Below are 19239 nucleotides of genomic sequence, written 5' to 3'. Positions count from 1 at the left end.
CTTCGGACCCGATCCTGCTCCGCCCGCAGAATCTGACGCGCCCGACCATCGGAGAACCGCTGCACGGGACCAAGGGGCTACGGCTGCCCGTTACCGGCCCGGCCGCAGGGGTCGTCGGGGTCGTCGGACGTCTGCCACTGGTCGGTCACCGGGTGGTCCGGCATGGCCGCCACCATGTCCGTGAGCCGTGCGCAGAGCCGTTCGATCTCCGCATGGGTGCGGTTCCGCTCGGTGATCACCGCCGCGAGCAGCAACGCGGTCAGTGCCGTGGCCCCATTGAAGGCCTGAAGCGTGACCATGTTGGTGAAGAGATCCTTATGGGCGAACGGGCCGGTCCCGCGGCTGGCCGCCAGAATCGCCAGCGTGGAGACTCCGAGCGCGCACGACGCGGCACCGGCGCGTTCGAAGCGGAACGCGGCCCAGATCAGGAACGGGAAGACGAGGAAGAGCAGCGTGGCGCTGGTGCTGCCCGTCGCCATGAGCGTGACTGCAAGGGTGCCGAGCAACAGGGTCGCTGCCTCGGCCCAGCGCCGCGGTGCCACACCCCGTGGCCACCGCGCCTCGCGAAGGACGAGCAGAAACGGCGCGACGACCAGCACACCCATCGCGTCGCCCGTCCACCACACCGACCAGGTGGACCAGAAAACGCCTGCGGGCAGCGCACCGGAGAGCACCAGCACGCTGCTGCCCACGGTCGCACTGATGAGCATCCCGCCCAGGGCGCCCAGGAAGACCAGCGCCAGCGCGTCGCGCAGCCGGTCCAGGTCGTTGCGGAACCCCGCACGCCGCAGCAGCAGGTAGGAGCAGACCGGTGCGAGCGTGTTTCCCACCATGATGGCCACAACGGTGAGAGCTGTCGGCCCGATGGTCACATTGGCGAGAAAGGCGCCGAGCGCGATGCCCGGCCAGATCCGCAGTCCGAAGACCAGCAGACCGGCCACGGCGATACCGGTGGGCGGCCAGAGCGGCGTGACCTGCTCGCGCACCAACTGTTCGAGAAGGCCCAACTGGGCAGCCCCGTAGTAGACGGCGGCGACAGCGACGACCAGCAGAGTCGCGGCGCCCGTACGCCGGAGCTTCTGATCGGTCACCACGGCAGCCATCAGACACCACCTGGAGGGGCTCTACCGGCCATGACGCGCCGGGAGACGTCTCAGTCGCTGCAGCGCGGAGCATGCGGGGCCGGACACGGCTACCCCCCAGCAGGGGTGCCGTCATAGCGGACGACAAGGACAGCGGCATCGTCGCAGTGGCCCGTCAGATCGGCCACCTTCATCACCTCACCGGCCAGCCGGTCGGGATCTCCGTCGTAACCATCACGCACCAGCCGGGCCACTTCGTCGAGCCCTTTCTCCATCGGGCAGGACGGTCCTTCCACGACCCCATCGGTGACCAGGACCAACGAGCCCGGCTCCGTCAGTCGTCGTCGCGTCACCGGATAGGCCTCGCCGGGAAGAATCCCCAGGGGCGGGCCCCCGCTGTCGAGGACGATGCCGGACCAACTGGTGGCTGTGGCCCAGACCATCGGGATGTGGCCTGCGCGGGAGAGGGCGAGCGCACCGCTGCCCGGATCGAAGGTGAGAAAGCAACACGTCGCGAAGAGGCCGCAGCTCATCGAGATGAGCAGGTCGTTGGTGCGGCTCAATATCTCTCCGGGATCGGTCGTGGCGCAGGCGAGGGCTCTCAGGCCGGTGCGGGCCTGCCCCATGAAGGCAATGGCCTCCACATCGTGTCCCTGCACGTCACCGATGGTGATCCCGACCGACCCGTTCGTCATCGGAAAGGCGTCGTACCAGTCGCCCCCGACATCGAGACCGTCGCGCGAAGGGGTGTAACGGGCTGCGATGGCCAGACGGGGCAGCTGGGGCAGTTGGGGCGGGAGCAGATGGCGCTGCAGCGCCTCGGCCAGCTCCACACGAGCCCGCTGGATCCTGATCCGCTCCAGCGCCTGGTCGACAAGACGCCCCAGGGTGAGCAGGGCTTCCTGGGCGCTGTCGGCATGGGTGGTGCGGCGGTGGTGGCGCATGGCCCCTCCGGGGGGCGTTCTTACTTGTCCCGTATACCACCTTAGTTCTCTTTGTGCCGGGGAGCCGGGCCACCGGCCGACGGACGGTGCAGGAACCCTCGTCGAAAACTCTCAGGGCCGGCGCCTTCGTCCACGAATCAACTACTGGGAGTTCCCGCGCACCCGGACACGCTGAGGCGGCGCCTGCTGCATCTGCTGCAGGCCGGGCCGCCGGTGCCCCGTACCGCCATCGCCGAACTGTGCGAACAGACCGGCTGGGTGCTGCCCGAGCAGGTGACGACAGTCGCGGTGCGCGGGACGGCGGACCTGGGACTGCTCGGCACGGACCGCGGCATCCTGGCCGACTTCACCGACCCGCAGCCGCACTTACTCATCCCGGGACCGCTCCCCCGATCGCCAAGATCAGCGCCAACCGTCGCGAGCGCCTGATCGAGACGCTGCGGATCCAGCTCGAGACCCGCGGCACCGCGGCCCAGATGGGCGAACTGCTCGACGTACACCCGCAGACGGTCCGCCACCGGATGCGTAATCTGGAGACCATCTTCGGCAAACAACTCGTCGACCCCGAGTCGCGGTTCTCCACCGAGGCCGTGCTGCGCGCGATGCAGCTGCGCGCCCGCAGCAGCGACGCGGGGCGGATTCCGACCCGAGCACGTACCTCACAAGGAGTCAACTTACTTACGGGTAAGGGAAAATAGCCGGTCACTCCCGAACGGTTGCCAGACGGAGACGTTCTCAACGAGAAAACCGGAACTGCGTCCCGTTACATAAGGAGGAGTCGACCGCTCACCCGGCGGCCGCACAGCACCACCTCCTGGTCAACCATCCGAGAGGGAACCGCCCCATGACCGCCTCCCACCTCCTCGTCCCCGTGCCGATCCCGGACCGGGTCGCCGCGCTGATCGGCTCCTGCATCCCGCCGCACATCGTGCAGGCGGAATTCGACGCCGAGTGCGCCGCCCGCGAGGTCCGCAGGTTCCGCGGCCCCCGGCTCGGCATCGAGGACCAGGCCGACCGCGAGCAGGCCCTGTCCGAGCTGGCCCGGGCCAACAAGGTGCTCGCCGCCCACCACCCCGGGCTGCCGGTGCGCCCCGGCAGCTCCTGGTGACTTCCCCGCCCCTGCCTTTCGGAGGGACAGCGCTTGCCGCAGCAGTTCGGTCCGCACCCCTCCGCCTCCGGAGCCCGGAACCACAGCGGACGGGCCGAGCCCCCGCCCGTGCGGGCAGGGGCTCTCTCTGTGGACGCGGGGCCTAGTCGCGCTTGAGGGAGTCCTTCACGCCCTTGGCGCTTTCCCGCGCGTGGTGCGCGGCACCTTTGGCCTTGCCCTTGGCCTGGTCCGTCTTGCCTTCGGCCTTCAGGCTTTGGTCGCCGGTCATCTTGCCCATGGCTTCCTTGGCCTTGCCCTTGGCCTTGTCCTTGGCGCTTCCGCTACTCACTAGTGCTCCTTGGATCGTACGGATCATGCATGCCCAAAATAGGACACACTCGCCCACATCGCCTGCGTTGAGAGGTGCGGCCCTGCCGGACCCGCCCGGCCCCGGAACCGTTGTCGCACCGGCGCCGTACCGCGAGGGCAGCGATGCGCCCGCCCCGACCGCGCCGTTGGACCAGTCGGTGGGTGTCCGCTGCGACACCCGCATCCATGGCGAACCGATCGTCGACGAGGTCGCGCAGAGGATGCTGGCCGCCGATCCGGCCAGACCGGGGTGAACCGCACGGGAAGCGACTGCGGGCCCCTGGCGAAGACGCCCTGTTCAGTGGGGCTGAAGCCGTCCGCGAGCCGTAGGTCGGGCATCGAGTCCAGCAGTTGGTTCACCCCGGTTTCCACCTCCGCCCGGGCCGGCAGCACCCCGACGCAGAAACCGCTGTGCGTGACCTCGGTCGCCGTCTGGCGCATGATCATATGGACCGGCGGGGTGTAGCGCAGCGTCTCCGCGAAGGCCCCCTCGATAAGGCTGCGGACCTCCCGTACCGCCGCGAGCTGCCGAGGAAGGCGATGACGGTCGTGTACCAGGCGTGGAAGCGGTCATGGTCCGCCCGGTCCCGACCCAGCATGTCGGCGATGACGAGGCGGGCGAGAGAATGTCGGGAGGTGGCGACGCGTGCGACTCCTGCGGAGCAGAGGTCATGACGCTCCAAAGTGGTGAACGGGCAACGCCATCAAGGTTATTGATCCGCTGTCCTCTCACACACCCCCTGGGGGAACGTCATGCCCGCCGGTCCGCGCCCGTCCGTCCTCTTCGTCACCGATCTTGCCTACGAGGCGCGCGGCCGACGCTACTGCGACGAGGACATCTTTCTGACCTCTCGGCTCCGCGAGGAGTTCGATGTCGCCCTCTGCCATCCACGGGACGCGGCCGCGCTCCTGGACGGTTTCGACGTCGTCGTCGTACGCAACAGCGGTCCGGTGCTGCACTACCAGGAGGCGTACGACGCGTTCTGTGCCCGCGCACGCGAGCGGAACGTGCCGGTGTACAACCCGTTGACCGGCCGAGGTGACATGGCAGGCAAGCAGTATCTGGTCGACCTGAGCGCCGCGAAGTATCCGGTGATCGCGACCGTGGACCGGGCAGCCGATCTGGGGCTGCTGCCCGAGGCCACGGAGTATGTGATCAAGCCGAAGCTGGGCGCGGACTCGGTCGGGCTGCGATTCGTCGCACCGGAGCTGCTCGCGGCCGAGATGGCCGCCGAGCCGGACGGCACCGTGCTCGTCCAGCCGAAGATCGACTTCAGCTACGAGGTGTCCTTCTACTTCGTCGACCGGGACTTCCAGTACGCGCTGTACGCACCGCACACCGACAGCCGCTGGGTGCTGGAGCCGTACGGGCCGACGGCGGCGGATCTGGAGTTCGCCCGGCGGTTCGTGGAGTGGAACACCGTCGCGCACGGCATCCAGCGCATCGACGCCTGCCGGACGGCCGACGGCGAACTGCTGCTCGTCGAGCTGGAGGACCTCAATCCGTACCTCTCGCTCGACCGGGTGACGGAGCCGGTGCGGGAGGCGTTCGTCGCCCGGATGAAGACGTCGGTACGGGAGCTGATCCGCTGAGCCGTCCGGCCGTCCCCTACATGCGGGAGACAGGGGCCGGTGTGAGGATGCAAGCGTGACCACTGCCAGCGAGACCGCCCCCGCCGCGCAGGGTGTCGCCGCGCCGCCCGTGCTCGACCCGCGTCGCCGGAACATCGTCTTCACCACGATCGTGCTGGGGAGAAGCGGGCCGACGGGAGGCAACGACGATCTCCCGTGCCTGGGGCGCCTGGCTCAATGCGCAACAGGACCACGACTGCGCCCGCCCCGACGACGGACAGCTGCGGGCCGCAGTCGACGCGATCGCCAAACGGTTGCTGGCGGAGGACCTGACGCAGGCGCTGTCCCCGGCGGACGCGGACGGGGCGTCACGGGTTCCCGTTCCGGCCTGAGCCGGGCGCCGGTGTCCGCAGGTCACTCGACGAAGACCGCCTCCGCGTAGACCCAGGCGCCCTCGTGCCGGACGAATCGGCTCTGTTCGTGGAGCGAGTCCGGCCGGCCGTTGTCCGTGTAGTGGGCGCGGAAGGTGACCGTGCCCGTGGTGTGGAAGGCGCTGCCGTCCGTTGTCGCCAGGATCTCCAGGCGCACCCAGCGCATTGCGGGGTCGAAGTCGATGGCGGGCGGCCGGGTGTCCGGGTGCCAGGTGCGGAGCAGGTACGCCACGTCCTGGACGACGAACGCGGCGTACCGCGAACGCATCAGCGCCTCGCAGGTCGGCGCGGCGGCCCCGGCGTGCAGTCGTCCGCAGCAGTCGGCGTACGAGGCGGGCAGGCCGCACGGGCACGGCGAGGCCGGAGTGATCGCGGCGGCCGATGCGGTCCGGGTGCGCGCGGCGGAGGTCTGCCGGGGGCGTGAGGTGCGTCGGGACATGGACCCATTGTGGCCCGCGGTGGGATCGGACCGGTGCGCCAGGGTGGTCGCCGCCGTACCCGACCGGTGTGTCACCGCGTCCCCGCAAATCGGCGGCGGTACTCGGTGGGGGTGAGCCCCGTACGGCGGCGCAGCTGGGCCCGCAGGTTCGTCGCCGTACCGAGTCCGCTGACGCGGGCGACCATGTCGAGGCGCTCCTCACCGCGCTCCATCAGCCGGCAGGCGAGGGTGATCCGTCGCTCGGTCAGCCAGGCGAGCGGGGTGGTGGAGAGCTGGGCGCGGAAGCGACGGTGCAGGGTGGCGGGGCTGACGGCGGCCTGCGCGGCAAGGCCGGTCACCGTGAGGTCCGTGCCGAGGCGCTCCTCGGCCCAGGCCAGCAGCGGGCCCAGCGAGGTGTCGGGTACGTCGGGCAGCGGGTGCTCGACGAACTGGCGCTGACCACCGTCGCGGTGGACGGCGAAGACCAGCCGGCGGCTCACGGCGGCGGCGATCTCCGCTCCGTGGTCGCCTCGGATGATGTGGAGGCCCGTGTCGAGGGCGGCGGCGCTACCCGCCCCGGTGATGATCTGCCCCTCGTCGACGAACAGCACATCGGGGTCGAGGCGGACCTGCGGGAAGCGGGCGGCGAAGGCGTCGGCCCAGCGCCAGTGGGTGGTGGCGCGCCGGCCGTCCAGCACACCGGCTGCGGCCAGCGCGAAGGTACCCGTACAGAAGCTGACCAGCCGGGCGCCCCGGTCGGCGGCGCGACGGATCGCGTCAAGGACGGCCGCGTCGGGGTCGGTCTCCGGGTCGGGGCGGTTCGGCACGATGACGGTGTCGGCCCGGTCGACGGCGTCGAGTCCGGCAACCCCGCTGAGCTGGAAAAAGCCGTGACTCATGCGCACGGTCGGGGTCTCGGCGCAGAGCTCGAAGTCGTACCAGGGAACCGGCAGCTCGGGGCGGCGCAGCCCGAAGAGTTCAGTGGCCACGCCCAGCTCGAAGGGATTGGAGCCGGCCGAGACGATCATCACGACCCGGTGCGAGGATTCTTGCGCCATATGCGATTCGTAGCACTCGCCCGAAGCGGAGTCCAACGCCGACGATGGGGAGCATGAGCGATCACACGACGACGGCCGGCCCGGACCCCATCCTGCTGAGCGATGCCCTGAAGACGTTCGACGCGCTGTGGAGCCCACGGATCGTGAGCCGTGTCAACGACTACGACGTGCGGGTCGCCAAGGTCCGGGGGGAGCATGTCTGGCACGTCCATGAGGAGACCGACGAGTTCTTCCTCGTCCTCGACGGCTCCCTGGACATCGCACTGCGCGAGGCCGGCGGGGAGCGGACGGTCACCCTCGACCGGGGCGCGCTGTTCGTCGTGCCGCGCGCCACCTGGCACCGGCCGTACTCGGCGGACGGTGCGTCGCTCCTGCTGTTCGAGCCGTCCGGTACGTCATCGGTGGGCGACCGGCACGACGAGGTGCCCGACCATGTCGAGGCGACGACGGGACACGCGCTGGAGGCCTGAACACGGCCGTCCTGTCTGCCGATAGCGACCGGGTGGCTGCTCGCGACGACGATCGCCGCGGGCAACACCCGGTCGGTCAGCCGGCAGTGACCGGTTCCGGCTCGGGGTCAGGGCTTGCGGGCCACACCCGCATATCCCGGGATCGGCTCGTCGCCCGGCACGTCGATGACCTCGCCGAGCTCCGGGTGCCAGTCCGCGGAGAGGGAGACGCCCGGCTCGACGAGCTCCAGCCCGTCGAAGAACGCGCTGAGTTCGGCGTGCGAGCGCGGACGCAGCGTCATCCCGCGGGCCTTGTACATGGCGGACGCCTGGGCCGCACCCTCCGGGTTGAAGTCCCCGGTGGTGTGCGAGAGCACCAGATAGCTGCCCGAGGGGAGCTGCGCCACCAGCCGGTCGACGAGCTCGGCCGCACCGTCCTCGTCGTCGAGGAAGTGCAGCAGGGCCAGCAGGGACAACGCGATGGGGCGGCTGAAGTCGAGGACCTTGCCCGCCTGCTCGAGTATGGCCTCGGGATCGCGGGCGTCGACCTGGATGTACTCCGTGGCGCCCTCGGGTGTGGAGCGCAGCAGGGCCGCCGCGTGCGCGAGGACGATCGGGTCGTTGTCGCAGTAGACGATGCGCGCGTCCGGGGCGGTCTGCTGTGCGACCTGGTGGAGGTTGGGCTCGGTGGGGATGCCGGTGCCGATGTCGAGGAACTGGCGTACGCCCCGCTCGGCGAGCCAGCGGGTGGCGCGGTGCATGAACGCGCGGTTGACCCGGGCCATGTCGCGGCCCCGTGAGTCGAGGGCCAGAAGCTGCTGCGCCATCTGTTCGTCGACCGGGTAATTGTCCTTGCCACCGAGGAACCAGTCGTACATCCGGGCGGGATGCGGCTTGCTGGTGTCGATCTCGATGGGCTGCGGGTCGTGCCCGGTCATAGCGCGCTCCTTGGGTCCGTGGATCGGCGAACAGAGACTGACGTGCGGCGCGGACAGGCGCCGGCTCTTCAGGGTCCGGTAGGTGCGCGTCAGGTTCCGGTCAGGAGGAAGTCCGCCTGACCGGCCTTGGCGCCCTGGATGAATGCGGCGATCTCACGGGGGGTGTAGATCAGGGCGGGGCCCTCGGGATCCGCGGACTGGCGTACAGCGACTCTGCCGTCGGCCAGCTTCATGGCTTCGACGCAGTTGCCCCCGTTGCCGCCGCTCCACGGCTTGTACCAGCCTTCGGAGCCGAGTTCGGCGGCCGGCATGCCGCTGTATATGGGGTCGATCATCACAGCTCCTTGCGGAAGTCCCGGAGGATTTCCTTCGTGCGTTGTGCAGTTGCGGCCTGAGCCGCCATGCGGTCCATGACTTCGAGGTAGGAGGCCACCTCGGGGCGCGCGTCGAAGTAGACGGCGCCGGTCAGGTACTCGCTGTACACCATGTCGGGCAGTTCGGGGACGGCGAAGCGGAAGAGGACGAACGGGCCGTAGGTGCCGGGGTGGTGGCCCGTTGCGAACTCCGCTATCTGCAGCGTCACGTTGGGCATCTCGGTCGCCCGGAGCAGCCGGTCGGTCTGCTCGCGCATGGCGTCGACGCTGCCGACGGGACGGCGCAGGACCGTCTCGTCCATCACCACCCACAGCTTCGGGGCGTCCGGGCGCGTCAGCAGCGCCTGGCGTTCCATCCGCAGCGCCACATGGCGCTCGATGTCCTCGGGCCGGGTCTGGCCGACGGCTCCGGTGCGCATCACGGAACGTGCGTAGTCCTCGGTCTGCAGGAGTCCGGGGACGAAGTGCGGTTCGTACATGCGCAGGAGGCTCGCGGCGCCCTCCAGGCTGACATACATGCTGAACCAGTCGGGCAGGACGTCGTGGAACCGCTGCCACCAGCCGGGCTTGTTGGCCTCCTCGGCGAGCTCGACGAAGGAGTCGGCCTCCCCGTCGGCGATCCCGTAGGCCTTCAGGAGCAGTTGCACATACGGAATCTTGAGAGCGACCTCTGCGGTCTCCATCCTGCGAATCGTCGCAGGAGCGACCCGCAGCACCTTGGCAGCCTGGTCACGGCTCAGACCGACACGCTCCCGCAGGTCCTGCAGGCGCTTGCCGAGAACGACCTGACCCACGGTCGGGGCGGACCGCGGTTCGCTCACTTCAGACCTCCCGATGCGGTGTTTGCGAGCAGTGTGCCATGCATATGCCTTCAAAGACACAGCCACTCTGGAATTTTCAGAGTGCCCCTTGCCAAGTGCTCGCGACAGGGGGAGAGTTGGCGAGTGAACCAGTTCACTTAGTCATGCCCGCTCCCTCCCCCCGAGATGCGAAGCATGACGCAGCCCCCCACTGTGAGGAATCGGTCGTGGCACCTGGCAGTGCGCTCATCCCCCGGCTCACCGACCTCAGCCCCGGGACGGAAGCGCTCCGGTACTGCTTCGCGCTCCCCGCCCACCCGGAGTCGGTGGCAGGTGCGCGGCGGCTGACGCGGGCCCGGCTGGACAAGTGGCGGCTGGACGCGGATGCCCACGAAGCGGCGGTCCTGATCGTCTCGGAACTGGTCACCAACGCGGTGGTGCACACCGCGAGCGCTCGCGTCGTGTGCGAGCTGCGCTGCCTCGAAAGACGGCTGCGCATAGCCGTGCAGGACCAAGGACACCAGCCCGGCGGCCCGAAGCTGTGCCGTACCGCCGATGACGAACACGGACGCGGCCTGCTGCTCGTCGACACGATGAGCAGCGCCTGGGGGTCCCGCGACGCCGGGGACGGCTCGGGCCGCATCGTCTGGGCAGAACTGCCGCACGGCACGGAGCAGTCATGTTGAGGAACGCGATGTCACAGTTGCTCGGAACGCGCCGCTCCCGTGAGCCCCAGCCGCCCGGCGCCGGTGACGTCGGGGTGCAGCTGCCGGTGCCGCCCGCGCTGTCGGCGAGTCTGGGCTGCGACGCGGTGGGGGTCCCGGCCGCATACGGCTTCCGGCTGATGTCCCATCTGCCGCGCACCGGTTGTGTCTTCGCTGACGCCGACCGCTGGTGGTGGATCGTGCCGGCGGGATCGGACCTCGAACTGGACTGGCCGGCGCAGGTCGCGTATGCCAGGGGTGCGTACGTCCCCGCGGTGCGGCCGCGGCTGATCCACGCACCCGACAGCCGTACGCCCTACACCCCGCCCATTCCGCTGTTCCTGATGGTGTGCCAGGTCACCGGGGTGACACCGTCCTGGGCGGTGGCCGGTGGCCCCCACGCGGTGCCCGCCGGCTGACCCCGGCCCCTTCACTGCGCCCCTGACCTGGGATTCTTCTCGCTCGATGCACCGTCACACTGCGTTGTCAGTGGCGGGTTCTAGTGTGGCAGCACTGATCGAGAAGCCCGTCGCGAAGCGGGCTGTCCAGGTGTGAAGGGGGCGGGCCGGTGCGGCGCTGGGAGTACGTCGAGGGCACTGCGTCGAAGTTCTGGGAGACCGGGGCCGACGGTGCCGTGGTGACAGTGCGCTACGGGCGATGCGGGAGCGACGGGCGCACTCAGAGCAAGGAGTACGCGTCGGCGGACGCCGCACAGGAGCAGATCCGCAGGACGATCGCGGAGAAGGAGCGCAAGGGCTACCGAGAGGTGGGCGGGGCCACGGTGGCGGCCGGGGCGCCCGCGCAGGTTGCCGACGCGGACGCCGAGACTGCCGACGCGACTGCGGGCGCGCTGCCGGACGAGGACACCTTCGAGCTGCCGAGCGCCTGGCGGCGCCATCTGCACCCGCGGCGCGGGGGTGTGCGGCGCTCCGCGGGCAAGGCCTCGCAGGAAGCGCTGGCCGCGGTGGAGCGCCGGCTCTCCGAGGAGCGCGAATGGATCGCCGAGTTCCTGGCGGCTCCGCGCAGCGACGACCGGCTCGTCGAGTCCGCCCGGGCGCATCTGGCGGGCAGCCCCGATCCCGTCGGGGCGGCGGTCCTCGCCTCGGTGGTAGGCCTGTACCAGCTGACACAGTCGGCCTGGGCGGACAGCTGGACCGAGGCGTACGGGCTGCCGTTCGCCGCCCGGGCGGTCGTGGAGCTCTTCACGGTAGAGGCGCACTCGACCCAGGAGGGCATGCGGCGGTACGACCCGTGGCTCGAGGTCGTGGCAGGCCGTCGTAACGGGTACCGGACGGGCACGCACCGGCCGGCCGCCGACCGGGTCCGCGCCCTGCTCGCAAACGCCGACGAGGAGACCTACCGGGCGGCGGTCGCCGCGCTCGCCGGCTGCCGCGACGATACGGTGCGCCGGATCGTCGGGTCGTATCTGGTGCCGAGCGAGACGGAGTGGGTGGCCGAGCTCTGTGCCGCCCCTCAGGTGATTGCCGAGAGCGACCACACCCTGCGCTCCATGGTGTTCTGTTCGCTCAACTCTTCCGAGCAGGTCGGCGAGCTCGCGGAGCGGCCCGGCTTCGCCTGGTCGGTCGCGCTGATCGGGACGGTCGCAGAGGGCATCGGACCGGCGGTCGCACCGCTGCTGGCAGGTGCCATGAGCGACCGTTACCACACGGACTATCTGAAGCTGATCGCGAACGCACTGGTGGAGCTCCCGTCGGACGAGGCCTTCGGGCTTCTCCTCACCCACTCGGACGCGAAGCATGTCCGGGCCGCACTGTTCAAGGCGGCGCACCGCTATCCGGTACGCGCGCTGCGACTGCTCGGCGCGGCCGTGCGCGACGGTTCGGGCCCGGGCTCCGCCGAGGCGACCCGGCTACTGCTCGCCGGGCACATCGGCGCCCACCGCGAACTGGTGGCGACGGTGCTCCCCACGCTCGACGCCGACCTCGCCGCGCTGGTCGATCCGCTGCTCAACCCTGTCGGCCGGGTCGCCGACGCCTCCTCGCAGTCACTGCCGGAACTGCTGGTCTCCCCTCCGTGGTCCCGTCCGCGCAAGCCCACCCGCACGACGGTCGTCGACGGACTGTCGGCCGAGGCGGAGCCCGCTATCGCCTGGCTGCCGGGCGAGAAGGAGAAGTGGGCTTCCTGCCGCACCTGGTACAACCGCGAGCGTGAGCGCACCTACGGCAACGCGAAGTACTGGGAGGAGCAGGCCGCTTCGTACGCGGCGACGGAGACCCTGACCAGCCTCCAGCCCGCCTGGATGTTCCTGCACGGCCCCGAGGAGATTGTCCGGCCGTGGCTCGGCAAATGGGCCCCGGACGATCTGTGGGACGCCGAGGAGACGCTCAAGCCGGTCGCCGCCCGCTTCGGACTCGACGCACTGCCGGTGCTGCTCCGCGCGGCGCCCCACCAGCCGAGCTCACTCGCCCCGTTGTTCCTGCCGTACGTGGACGTTGCGGTCGCCCGGCACATGGCCGACTGGTCGATGAGGCTCAAGTCGGTTGCGGCGACGGCCCGTTCCTGGTTCGTCCGGCACGGCGCCACGGCGGCCGCATATCTGGTACCGGACGCGGTGGGCACGGCCGGGTCCGGCCGCCGCGCCGCCGAGCAGGCGCTGCTGCAGGTCGCTGCGCTGCACGGGGACGCGGTGGTGCGGGAGGCCGCCGCCGGATACGGCGCCGGCGCGGCAGGCGTGGTCGACGAGCTGCTGTCGGCGGACCCGCTGGAGCGGGCGCTGCCCGCAAGGATGCCGGTCGTACCCGCGTGGGCGGAACCGGCCCTGCTGCCGCAGATCCTGGTCAGGGCCGGGGGCGCGCTGCCGGAGGAGTCCGTCCGGCATGCCCTGATGCTGCTGGCGCTGTCCAGGCCCGGGGAGACCTATCCGGGGGTCGCCGTTCTCAGGGAGACGGGGGAGCCGGAGTCGCTCGCCGCGTTCGCCTGGGCGCTGTTCGAGCAGTGGCGGCTGTCCGGGATGCCCGCCAAGGAGTCCTGGGCGCTGCACGCGCTCGGGCTGGTCGGTGACGACGGGACGGTACGGAGTCTCACACCGGTCATCAGGGCCTGGCCGGGCGAGGGCGCACATCACAGGGCGGTCGAGGGTCTCGATGTGCTGGCCGCCATCGGCACCGATGTGGCGCTGCTGCATCTGCACGGCATCTCGCAGCGCGTGAAGTTCAAGGCGCTGAAGGTACGGGCGCAGGAGAAGATCGCCGAGGTGGCCTCGGGGCTGGGGCTGACCGGCGAGCAGCTCTCCGACCGGCTGGTGCCGGACTTCGGGCTGGACGCCGGGGGCTCGACGGTCGTCGACTACGGCACCCGCCGTTTCACGGTCGGATTCGACGAGCAGCTGCGGCCCTACGTATGGGACGGCGACGGCAAGCGCCGCAAGGATCTGCCGGTGCCGGGTGCGCGGGACGACGCGGAGCTGGCTCCGGCGGAGCGCAAGCGGTTCATGGCGCTGAAGAAGGACGTGCGGACGGTCGCTTCCGACCAGGTGCGGCGGCTGGAAGCCGCGATGGTGGCGCAGCGTTCCTGGACGACGGCGGAGTTCCGTGAGCTGTTCCTCCACCACCCATTGCTCTGGCACCTGGTGCGCCGGCTGGTGTGGCTGAGCGAGACCGACGGGGTGACCACCGCGTTCCGGGTGGCGGAGGACCGTACGTTCGCGAACGTCGAGGACGATCGCTTCGAGCCGGCCGACGGCGCGGCGGTGCGGATCGCGCACCCGCTGGCGCTGGGCGAGGAGCTCGGGGACTGGTCCGAGGTGTGCGCGGACTACGAGATCCTGCAGCCGTTCCCCCAGTTGGGGCGTGCCGTGTTCCGGCTGGCGGACGAAGAGGCCGGCGGCCACCGGCTGACCCGGTTCGAGGGGCTCAAGGTGCCGACGGGCAAGGTGCTCGGGCTGGAGCGTCGCGGCTGGGAGCGAGGGGTGCCGCAGGACGCCGGGGTCGAGCGGTGGATCTCCAAGCGCCTCGCCGACAACGCCTATCTGGTGATCGCGCTGGACACCGGCATCGCGGTCGGGGTCGTCGACATGTTCCCGGACCAGACCCTCGAAACGGTGTGGCTCGACGATCAACCCACCGACCACCACCCGCTGCACACCTATCCGCTGCGGTTCGCCGGTCTCGCCCCGGTGACCGTCTCCGAACTGCTGGCCGACCTGACGGAGCTGACCGAGGGCGTCGCGTCATGACCGTGCGGAAGACGGACGCGGTGCCGGTGCCGGAAGACCTGTCGGGCGGGTCGTCGGACGGTACGGAGGCCGGGCCGTCCGTGCAGCGGCCCCCGGCCGAGGTCCGGTACGCGCGGGAGCTGGCCGCGCTGCGCGCCGACGACCGCGATCCCCGGCCGCCGGGCTGGGAGTTGAGCCTGCGCGCGGCGCGCAGGTTCATCATCGGTGACACGGACGCCGGCATCAGCCGGAAGTTCGTCGGCAATCCGTCGCTCGTCGACCGCGCCCTGGTGACCCTGGCGACAAGCCGCGGGCTGATGCTGGTGGGCGAGCCGGGCACCGCCAAGTCGCTGCTGTCCGAGCTGATCGCGGCGGCGGTCAGCGGGGACTCCACGCTGACGGTGCAGGGTGGCGCGGCCACCACGGAGGACCAGATCAAGTACGGCTGGAACTACGCACTGCTGGTCGCCGAGGGTCCGTCGACACGGTCGCTGGTCCCGGCCCCGATGCTGCGCGGGATGGCGGAGGGCAGGCTCGTACGGTTCGAGGAGATCACCCGCTGTCCGCTGGAGGTGCAGGACTCGCTGCTCTCGCTGTTGTCCGAGCGGGTGGTGGCGATCCCCGAGCTGACCGGTCCTGACGGCATGGTCTTCGCCCGGCAGGGCTTCAATGTGATCGCGACGGCCAACACCCGGGACCGGGGTGTCAATGAGATGAGCGCGGCGCTCAAGCGGCGGTTCAACTTCGAGACGGTGTTCCCGATCCCGGACCTGGACACCGAGCTGGCGCTCGTCGAGGCCGAGGTGAGCACCCTGTTGCGGCGCTCGGGCGTGCAGCCGCCACCGGACCGGGACGTCCTGGAGGTCCTGCTAGGTACGTTCCGCGAGCTGCGCGCAGGCGCCGGGTCGGGCGGGCCGGACGGTTCGGGTGCCGGCCCGGGCCGGCCCTCAGCGGTGATGAGTACGGCGGAGGCGGTCTCGGTGGCCCATGCCGTCGGGGTACGTGGCTGGTTCCTGCGCGGCGAGCCGGGCAGCGCGGCCGATGTAGTGGCGTGTCTGGCCGGTACGGCTGCCAAGGACAGCCCGGAGGACCTGGCCCGGCTGCGCCGCTACCTGGAGCAGCAGGTGCCGCGCCGCCGCGGCCCGCAGTGGCAGGCCCTGTACGACGCACGTCATCTGCTGGCCGACTGATGTCTGCCGTGTTCCTGGGGGTGCGCCACCACTCCCCCGCCTGCGCCCGGCTCGTCGAGCGGACCGTCGAGGAGCTGCGCCCCGCCCACGTGCTGGTGGAGGGCCCGGCCGAGATGAACGCCCGGCTGGACGAGCTGCTGCTCGGCCACGAGCTGCCGGTCGCGGTGTTCAGCCACTACCGCGACGGCCATCGGGCCGCGACGTCCTGGGCGCCGCTGTGCGACTACTCGCCGGAGTGGGTAGCGCTGCGGGCGGGCCGGGCGGCCGGGGCGGAGGTCCGCTTCATCGACCTGCCGGCCTGGCATCCGGCGTTCGCCGAGCGCACCAACCGGTACGCCGACGCGGAGGTCCGGTACGCAGAGGCCACCGAGCGGCTCTGCCGGCACTTCGCGGTGGACTCCTCGGACGCGCTGTGGGACCGGTTGTTCGAGGTGGAACCGGACGACGGCCTCGCCGCACGTCTCGACGCGTACTTCGCGCTGGTGCGCGGGGACGCGGAGGCCGATGCGGGTGACCGGGCACGCGAGGCCTATATGGCGGCGTGGGTGCGAGCGGCGGTGGCTGCGGCCGGGGAGCGGCCGGTGCTGGTGGTGACCGGTGGCTTCCACCAGCCGGCGCTGCGCGCGCTCGCCGCGACCGGTGACGCTGACGGAACCGTTGATTCCGCTGTCGAGGCCGCTGGTGGTATCGGCGACGGTCCTTTCGGCGACGGTGGGGACGGTTGGGCGCTCGGGGCGGACGGGTGGCCGCAGGTGCCCGTTCCGCCGGAGGAGGCGCGGGCAGGGAGTTTCCTCGTGCCGTACTCGTTCCGCCAGTTGGACGCGTTCGCCGGGTATCAGTCGGGCATGCCGTCGCCCGGCTACTACCAGCAGGTATGGGAAGCGGGCCCCGAGGCCGCGGCGGACGGGCTGCTGCGGACGGTCGTCGAGCGGCTGCGGGCCCGGAAGTTCCCGGTGTCCACCGCCGATCTCATCGCGGCACGCAGTCTGTCCCAGGGGCTCACGGCGCTGCGCGGCCATCCGCGTCCTGCCAGGATCGATGTGCTGGACGGTCTCGCGGGTGCCCTGATCACGGACGACCTGGACCGCCCGCTGCCGTGGACGAGCCGGGGCACGCTGTCCACGGGCAGCCATCCCGCGGTCGTCGAGATGGTGGCAGCCTGCAGCGGCGATCGCGCGGGGCGGCTGCATCCCGCCACCCCGGCGCCGCCGCTTGTACACGATGTGGCGGCGCAGCTCGCCCGGCTGGGACTCGACGGCGGTCACGGCTCCTCGTACCGCCTCGACCTCACCGACACCACCGATCTGGAGCGCAGCCGGGTGCTGCACCGGCTGCGGGTGCTGGGGATCCCCGGCCACAAGCGGACCGCCGGTCCCGAGCACGGCATCGACCCGGTGTTCACCGAGCGCTGGGAGCCGCGGCCGTCGCCGGGGCGCGAGGCCGCGCTGGTCGAGGCGGGGGCGTACGGGGCGGGCCTGGCGGAGGCGGCAGCGGCCGTGCTCACCGAGCGGACCCATGACGCGGAGGCCGGGGCCGACACGATGGCCGGGGTGCTGTTCGACACCGTGCTGTGCGGCGTGGGCGCCCTCTCGGAGCAACTGCTCACCGAACTGGCTGCACGCGTCGGCGAGCTGAAGGAACCAGGACCGCTCGGCGACGTGCTCGCCACGGCTCTGGGGCTGTGGCGGCACGACCGGGTGTACGGGGTGGCGCGCGGCCCCTTGCTCGCCGCCGTGATCGACGGGGCGACGGGACGTCTGCTGTGGCTCCTGGAGGGTGCGCGCGGTGCGTCGGGGGTGTGGACTTCGCCCGGTTGCGGGCCGTGGTCGCCGTGCGGGATGCCGTGCTGCACGCGTCGGAGTTGCTTGCGGCGTCCCGGCGGACATGTGCCGCCACCTCGTCGCACTCGTCCTCGCCTATCAGCGTCACGCCGGGGCCGGCGCGGACGGCGCCCCCGCACCCGCCCCCGTCACCGACTGGTCCCCCGGCTCCACCGACGACCGTGCGCTCACCGATGCTGTCGGCGCCCGCACACTCACCGCGGCCCGCCGCACCTTCGAGCGCGGTTACGGCGCCCTGGTGCACCGCCCCACGGCCGAGCGCCCGGAGCCGTGGGTCGAGCTGCCCACCTGCACGGTGCGGTTCCCGGTGCCCGGTGAGATCGCGTACGCGCTGACGGACGCGGCCGCCGCGGTGCGGGACGAGATGGTGACGCTGACGGTCTGGGCGTTCCGGGCCGCCGACGAAGCGGGGGCCGAGGACCGGTCCTCCACCGTCCGGGTCGGCGGGCGCCCCACCGCGCAGCCCGAGGTCCGTCCCGCACTGGACGCGGCGGCGGCGCTCGCCGACGAGCTGCTGTGGGAGGGGGTGGCCCATGCCGGTCCGGTGCTCCGAGGTGCCCTGGCCCGTGCCGGTGACGCGCTGGCCGCCGGTTCGCTGCACTGGCCCGCCGGCGCGGTCGCCGAACTGGCCGACCAGCTCGCGGCCTACGCCGATCGCAGCGCCCGCTACCGCCCCGAGCTGGTCGCCGCCCTGCTCACCGAGGTCCATGCCCGGCGGCGGGCCGCCGCTGTCCCCGGTGCGCTCGGCACCCGGGAGGCCGGGGACACCCCGCTGCGCCGGGTCCGGCTCACCTCGCTCGGCTGCCGGGTCCGCGGCACGTCCGAAGCCCTGGTCGCCGAGGTGTATTTCGCGCACCCCGGCGCGGGCACCGTCCTGGTGCTGCGCAAGGAGTGGACGGCCGCCGACGGCCAGGAGCTCACCGGGCACCGGCTGGCCACCCGCCGTGTCCTGTCCACGTCGCTCTCCGCGCTGGCCACCGGCAGCCTGGTCAGCGAGAGCGTCCGGCGCACCGCGAGCCGCGCCCTGACGATCACCCGGGGCCGGCTCGGCACCACGAGCATCACCCCGGTCGGTGCCGCCTGGACGGAGCTCCCCGATCCCCTCCTCGTACGCGATCTGTCGGCTCTCACAGCACGTTGGCAGGGGCGTCCGCCGCGGCTGATCCGTCCGAGGGTCGAGGCGGAATCGGTGCGCGTCGTCGCCCTGTCCGAGGTCGGGAGCGTCGGGTACGACCCCGCCGAGCAGCGTCTCGAAGCGCAGGTCCGGGACGCCGCGGGAACCCCCGCCGTGCTGACGTCCGCGTACCGCCCGGAGTGCCCGGGGGCGCTGGACGCGCTGGCGGACGCGTTGGAAAGCGGGGCCACGCATGTCAGCGGTTCGGTGCACCGCGCCGGCGGCGGCATCCTCGTCGACCCGATCGCGGTGCTCACCCCATCCGGGGTGACGGTGCCCGATCTGGCCGCGGGTGACGGCTCCGTGGCCCTGGCGGCGGCCGGAAGCCGCTCGCCGGATCCGTTGTCCGCGGCGCTGGACGAGGCGATGTCCGCGCTCGCCGCCGCGGCCCACAGCGGGCTGTCCCGTCCGAGCGCCCCGGCCCGGTCCCGAATCGAAGAAGCGGCGACCGCCCTGTCGCGGACCGGGCTGGCCCGCGCGGCGGCCCTGCTGCGGGCGTTCCTGAACACGCTCGACGCGCAGGCGGAGGGCGGGCGGACCGCCGCCTGGCTGGAGGTCCAGCTCCACCTCCTGGTCAGCGGTGAACTGCGGGCCGCCAAGGCTGAGGACGCTCCGGAGTGAGCAGCCGTGTCCG

Annotated in this window: 18 protein-coding genes and 3 pseudogenes; 12 read left to right on the top strand and 9 right to left on the bottom strand. The window is 71.4% G+C overall.

Translation table 11 applies throughout. From position 1 onward, the window contains the following. Positions 1–77: 77 nt before the first annotated feature. Positions 78–1103 (bottom strand): MASE1 domain-containing protein, encoded by a 1026-nt coding sequence (locus tag ABZV38_RS22370; protein ID WP_356329509.1) that lies wholly within the window; start codon positions 1101–1103, stop codon positions 78–80. Positions 1104–1192: 89 nt separating this feature from the next. Beyond that, positions 1193–2026, bottom strand: a complete 834-nt coding sequence (locus ABZV38_RS22365; protein ID WP_356329507.1) for a PP2C family protein-serine/threonine phosphatase — start codon at positions 2024–2026, stop codon at positions 1193–1195. A gap of 159 nt (positions 2027–2185) precedes the next feature. Between ABZV38_RS22365 and ABZV38_RS22360 the strand changes: the two are divergent. Then, positions 2186–2652, top strand: a pseudogene (locus tag ABZV38_RS22360) (helix-turn-helix domain-containing protein); the annotation flags it as partial. Between the two features lie 218 nt (positions 2653–2870). After that, a complete protein-coding gene (locus ABZV38_RS22355; RefSeq protein WP_030980463.1) occupies positions 2871–3134 on the top strand; it encodes a hypothetical protein in 264 nt (87 codons plus the stop codon). Between the two features lie 142 nt (positions 3135–3276). On the opposite strand, the gene ABZV38_RS22350 is transcribed toward ABZV38_RS22355, so the two are convergent. Then, positions 3277–3462, bottom strand: coding sequence for a CsbD family protein (locus ABZV38_RS22350; protein ID WP_356329505.1), 186 nt, complete (start codon positions 3460–3462; stop codon positions 3277–3279). Positions 3463–3529: 67 nt separating this feature from the next. Between ABZV38_RS22350 and ABZV38_RS22345 the strand changes: the two genes are divergently transcribed. Next, on the top strand, positions 3530–3736 hold the full coding sequence (locus ABZV38_RS22345; protein WP_356329568.1) for a hypothetical protein: 207 nt from the start codon (positions 3530–3532) through the stop codon (positions 3734–3736). On the opposite strand, the pseudogene ABZV38_RS22340 reads toward ABZV38_RS22345, so the two are convergent. Further along, positions 3729–4093, bottom strand: a pseudogene (locus ABZV38_RS22340) (hypothetical protein); the annotation flags it as partial. The gene ABZV38_RS22345 and the pseudogene ABZV38_RS22340 sit on opposite strands and share 8 nt — an antisense overlap. A 142-nt stretch (positions 4094–4235) precedes the next feature. On the opposite strand from ABZV38_RS22340, the gene ABZV38_RS22335 reads away from it, so the two are divergent. Both ABZV38_RS22335 and ABZV38_RS22330 read left to right on the top strand, forming a co-directional pair. Continuing rightward, positions 4236–5075 carry a hypothetical protein gene (locus tag ABZV38_RS22335; protein ID WP_356329502.1) on the top strand — a complete coding sequence of 280 codons (840 nt, stop codon included), beginning with the start codon at positions 4236–4238 and terminating at the stop codon, positions 5073–5075. Positions 5076–5239: 164 nt separating this feature from the next. Further along, a pseudogene (locus tag ABZV38_RS22330) lies at positions 5240–5446 on the top strand (hypothetical protein); the annotation flags it as partial. A 22-nt stretch (positions 5447–5468) separates the two neighbouring features. On the opposite strand, the gene ABZV38_RS22325 reads toward ABZV38_RS22330, so the two are convergent. Then, positions 5469–5924: a YchJ family metal-binding protein gene (locus ABZV38_RS22325; RefSeq protein WP_356329501.1), complete on the bottom strand. Its 456-nt coding sequence runs from the start codon at positions 5922–5924 to the stop codon at positions 5469–5471. 71 nt (positions 5925–5995) lie between these two features. Then, the gene (locus tag ABZV38_RS22320) at positions 5996–6961 is read right to left on the bottom strand and encodes a helix-turn-helix domain-containing protein (protein ID WP_356329500.1); all 966 of its coding nucleotides are present in this window, start codon (positions 6959–6961) and stop codon (positions 5996–5998) included. 53 nt (positions 6962–7014) lie between these two features. On the opposite strand from ABZV38_RS22320, the gene ABZV38_RS22315 reads away from it, so the two are divergent. Next, positions 7015–7431: a cupin domain-containing protein gene (locus ABZV38_RS22315; RefSeq protein ID WP_356329498.1), complete on the top strand. Its 417-nt coding sequence runs from the start codon at positions 7015–7017 to the stop codon at positions 7429–7431. A gap of 107 nt (positions 7432–7538) precedes the next feature. On the opposite strand, the gene ABZV38_RS22310 is transcribed toward ABZV38_RS22315, so the two are convergent. The 3 genes from ABZV38_RS22310 to ABZV38_RS22300 form a co-directional block, all read right to left on the bottom strand. Further along, on the bottom strand, positions 7539–8348 hold the full coding sequence (locus ABZV38_RS22310) for an SAM-dependent methyltransferase (RefSeq protein WP_356329496.1): 810 nt from the start codon (positions 8346–8348) through the stop codon (positions 7539–7541). Positions 8349–8437: 89 nt separating this feature from the next. Then, positions 8438–8680: a DUF397 domain-containing protein gene (locus ABZV38_RS22305; protein ID WP_356329563.1), complete on the bottom strand. Its 243-nt coding sequence runs from the start codon at positions 8678–8680 to the stop codon at positions 8438–8440. Between the two features lie 2 nt (positions 8681–8682). Then, positions 8683–9543 (bottom strand): helix-turn-helix transcriptional regulator, encoded by an 861-nt coding sequence (locus ABZV38_RS22300; protein ID WP_356329494.1) that lies wholly within the window; start codon positions 9541–9543, stop codon positions 8683–8685. Positions 9544–9749: 206 nt separating this feature from the next. Here ABZV38_RS22300 and ABZV38_RS22295 point away from each other — a divergent pair, with 206 nt between their 5' ends. From ABZV38_RS22295 to ABZV38_RS22270, 6 genes are all read left to right on the top strand, one after another. Continuing rightward, a complete protein-coding gene (locus ABZV38_RS22295) occupies positions 9750–10208 on the top strand; it encodes an ATP-binding protein (RefSeq protein WP_356329492.1) in 459 nt (152 codons plus the stop codon). Then, positions 10202–10645 (top strand): hypothetical protein, encoded by a 444-nt coding sequence (locus ABZV38_RS22290; RefSeq protein WP_356329491.1) that lies wholly within the window; start codon positions 10202–10204, stop codon positions 10643–10645. The genes ABZV38_RS22295 and ABZV38_RS22290 overlap by 7 nt, the downstream gene beginning before the upstream one ends. A 149-nt stretch (positions 10646–10794) precedes the next feature. Then, positions 10795–14421 carry a DUF4132 domain-containing protein gene (locus tag ABZV38_RS22285; RefSeq protein WP_356329489.1) on the top strand — a complete coding sequence of 1209 codons (3627 nt, stop codon included), beginning with the start codon at positions 10795–10797 and terminating at the stop codon, positions 14419–14421. Next, positions 14418–15590, top strand: coding sequence for an AAA family ATPase (locus tag ABZV38_RS22280; protein ID WP_356329487.1), 1173 nt, complete (start codon positions 14418–14420; stop codon positions 15588–15590). Before ABZV38_RS22285 ends, ABZV38_RS22280 begins: the two co-directional genes overlap by 4 nt. Beyond that, positions 15590–17749, top strand: coding sequence for a DUF5682 family protein (locus ABZV38_RS22275; RefSeq protein ID WP_356329485.1), 2160 nt, complete (start codon positions 15590–15592; stop codon positions 17747–17749). The genes ABZV38_RS22280 and ABZV38_RS22275 overlap by 1 nt, the downstream gene beginning before the upstream one ends. Then, positions 17670–19226: a hypothetical protein gene (locus ABZV38_RS22270; protein ID WP_356329483.1), complete on the top strand. Its 1557-nt coding sequence runs from the start codon at positions 17670–17672 to the stop codon at positions 19224–19226. Before ABZV38_RS22275 ends, ABZV38_RS22270 begins: the two co-directional genes overlap by 80 nt. Positions 19227–19239: the final 13 nt, after the last annotated feature.

The organism is Streptomyces sp. NPDC005181, assembly GCF_040608395.1.
Lineage (GTDB): Bacteria > Actinomycetota > Actinomycetes > Streptomycetales > Streptomycetaceae > Streptomyces.
The sequence above is the reverse complement of the archived record's forward strand: the minus strand, read 5'-3'. Positions and strand labels throughout refer to the sequence as shown.

Coding starts and splice junctions, on each gene's coding strand:
- ABZV38_RS22370 (WP_356329509.1), bottom strand. CDS start 1,103: ATGGCTGCCGTGGTGACCGATCAGAAGCTCCGGCGTACGGGCGCCGCG.
- ABZV38_RS22365 (WP_356329507.1), bottom strand. CDS start 2,026: ATGCGCCACCACCGCCGCACCACCCATGCCGACAGCGCCCAGGAAGCC.
- ABZV38_RS22355 (WP_030980463.1), top strand. CDS start 2,871: ATGACCGCCTCCCACCTCCTCGTCCCCGTGCCGATCCCGGACCGGGTC.
- ABZV38_RS22335 (WP_356329502.1), top strand. CDS start 4,236: ATGCCCGCCGGTCCGCGCCCGTCCGTCCTCTTCGTCACCGATCTTGCC.
- ABZV38_RS22325 (WP_356329501.1), bottom strand. CDS start 5,924: ATGTCCCGACGCACCTCACGCCCCCGGCAGACCTCCGCCGCGCGCACC.
- ABZV38_RS22320 (WP_356329500.1), bottom strand. CDS start 6,961: ATGGCGCAAGAATCCTCGCACCGGGTCGTGATGATCGTCTCGGCCGGC.
- ABZV38_RS22315 (WP_356329498.1), top strand. CDS start 7,015: ATGAGCGATCACACGACGACGGCCGGCCCGGACCCCATCCTGCTGAGC.
- ABZV38_RS22310 (WP_356329496.1), bottom strand. CDS start 8,348: ATGACCGGGCACGACCCGCAGCCCATCGAGATCGACACCAGCAAGCCG.
- ABZV38_RS22290 (WP_356329491.1), top strand. CDS start 10,202: ATGTTGAGGAACGCGATGTCACAGTTGCTCGGAACGCGCCGCTCCCGT.
- ABZV38_RS22280 (WP_356329487.1), top strand. CDS start 14,418: ATGACCGTGCGGAAGACGGACGCGGTGCCGGTGCCGGAAGACCTGTCG.
- ABZV38_RS22275 (WP_356329485.1), top strand. CDS start 15,590: ATGTCTGCCGTGTTCCTGGGGGTGCGCCACCACTCCCCCGCCTGCGCC.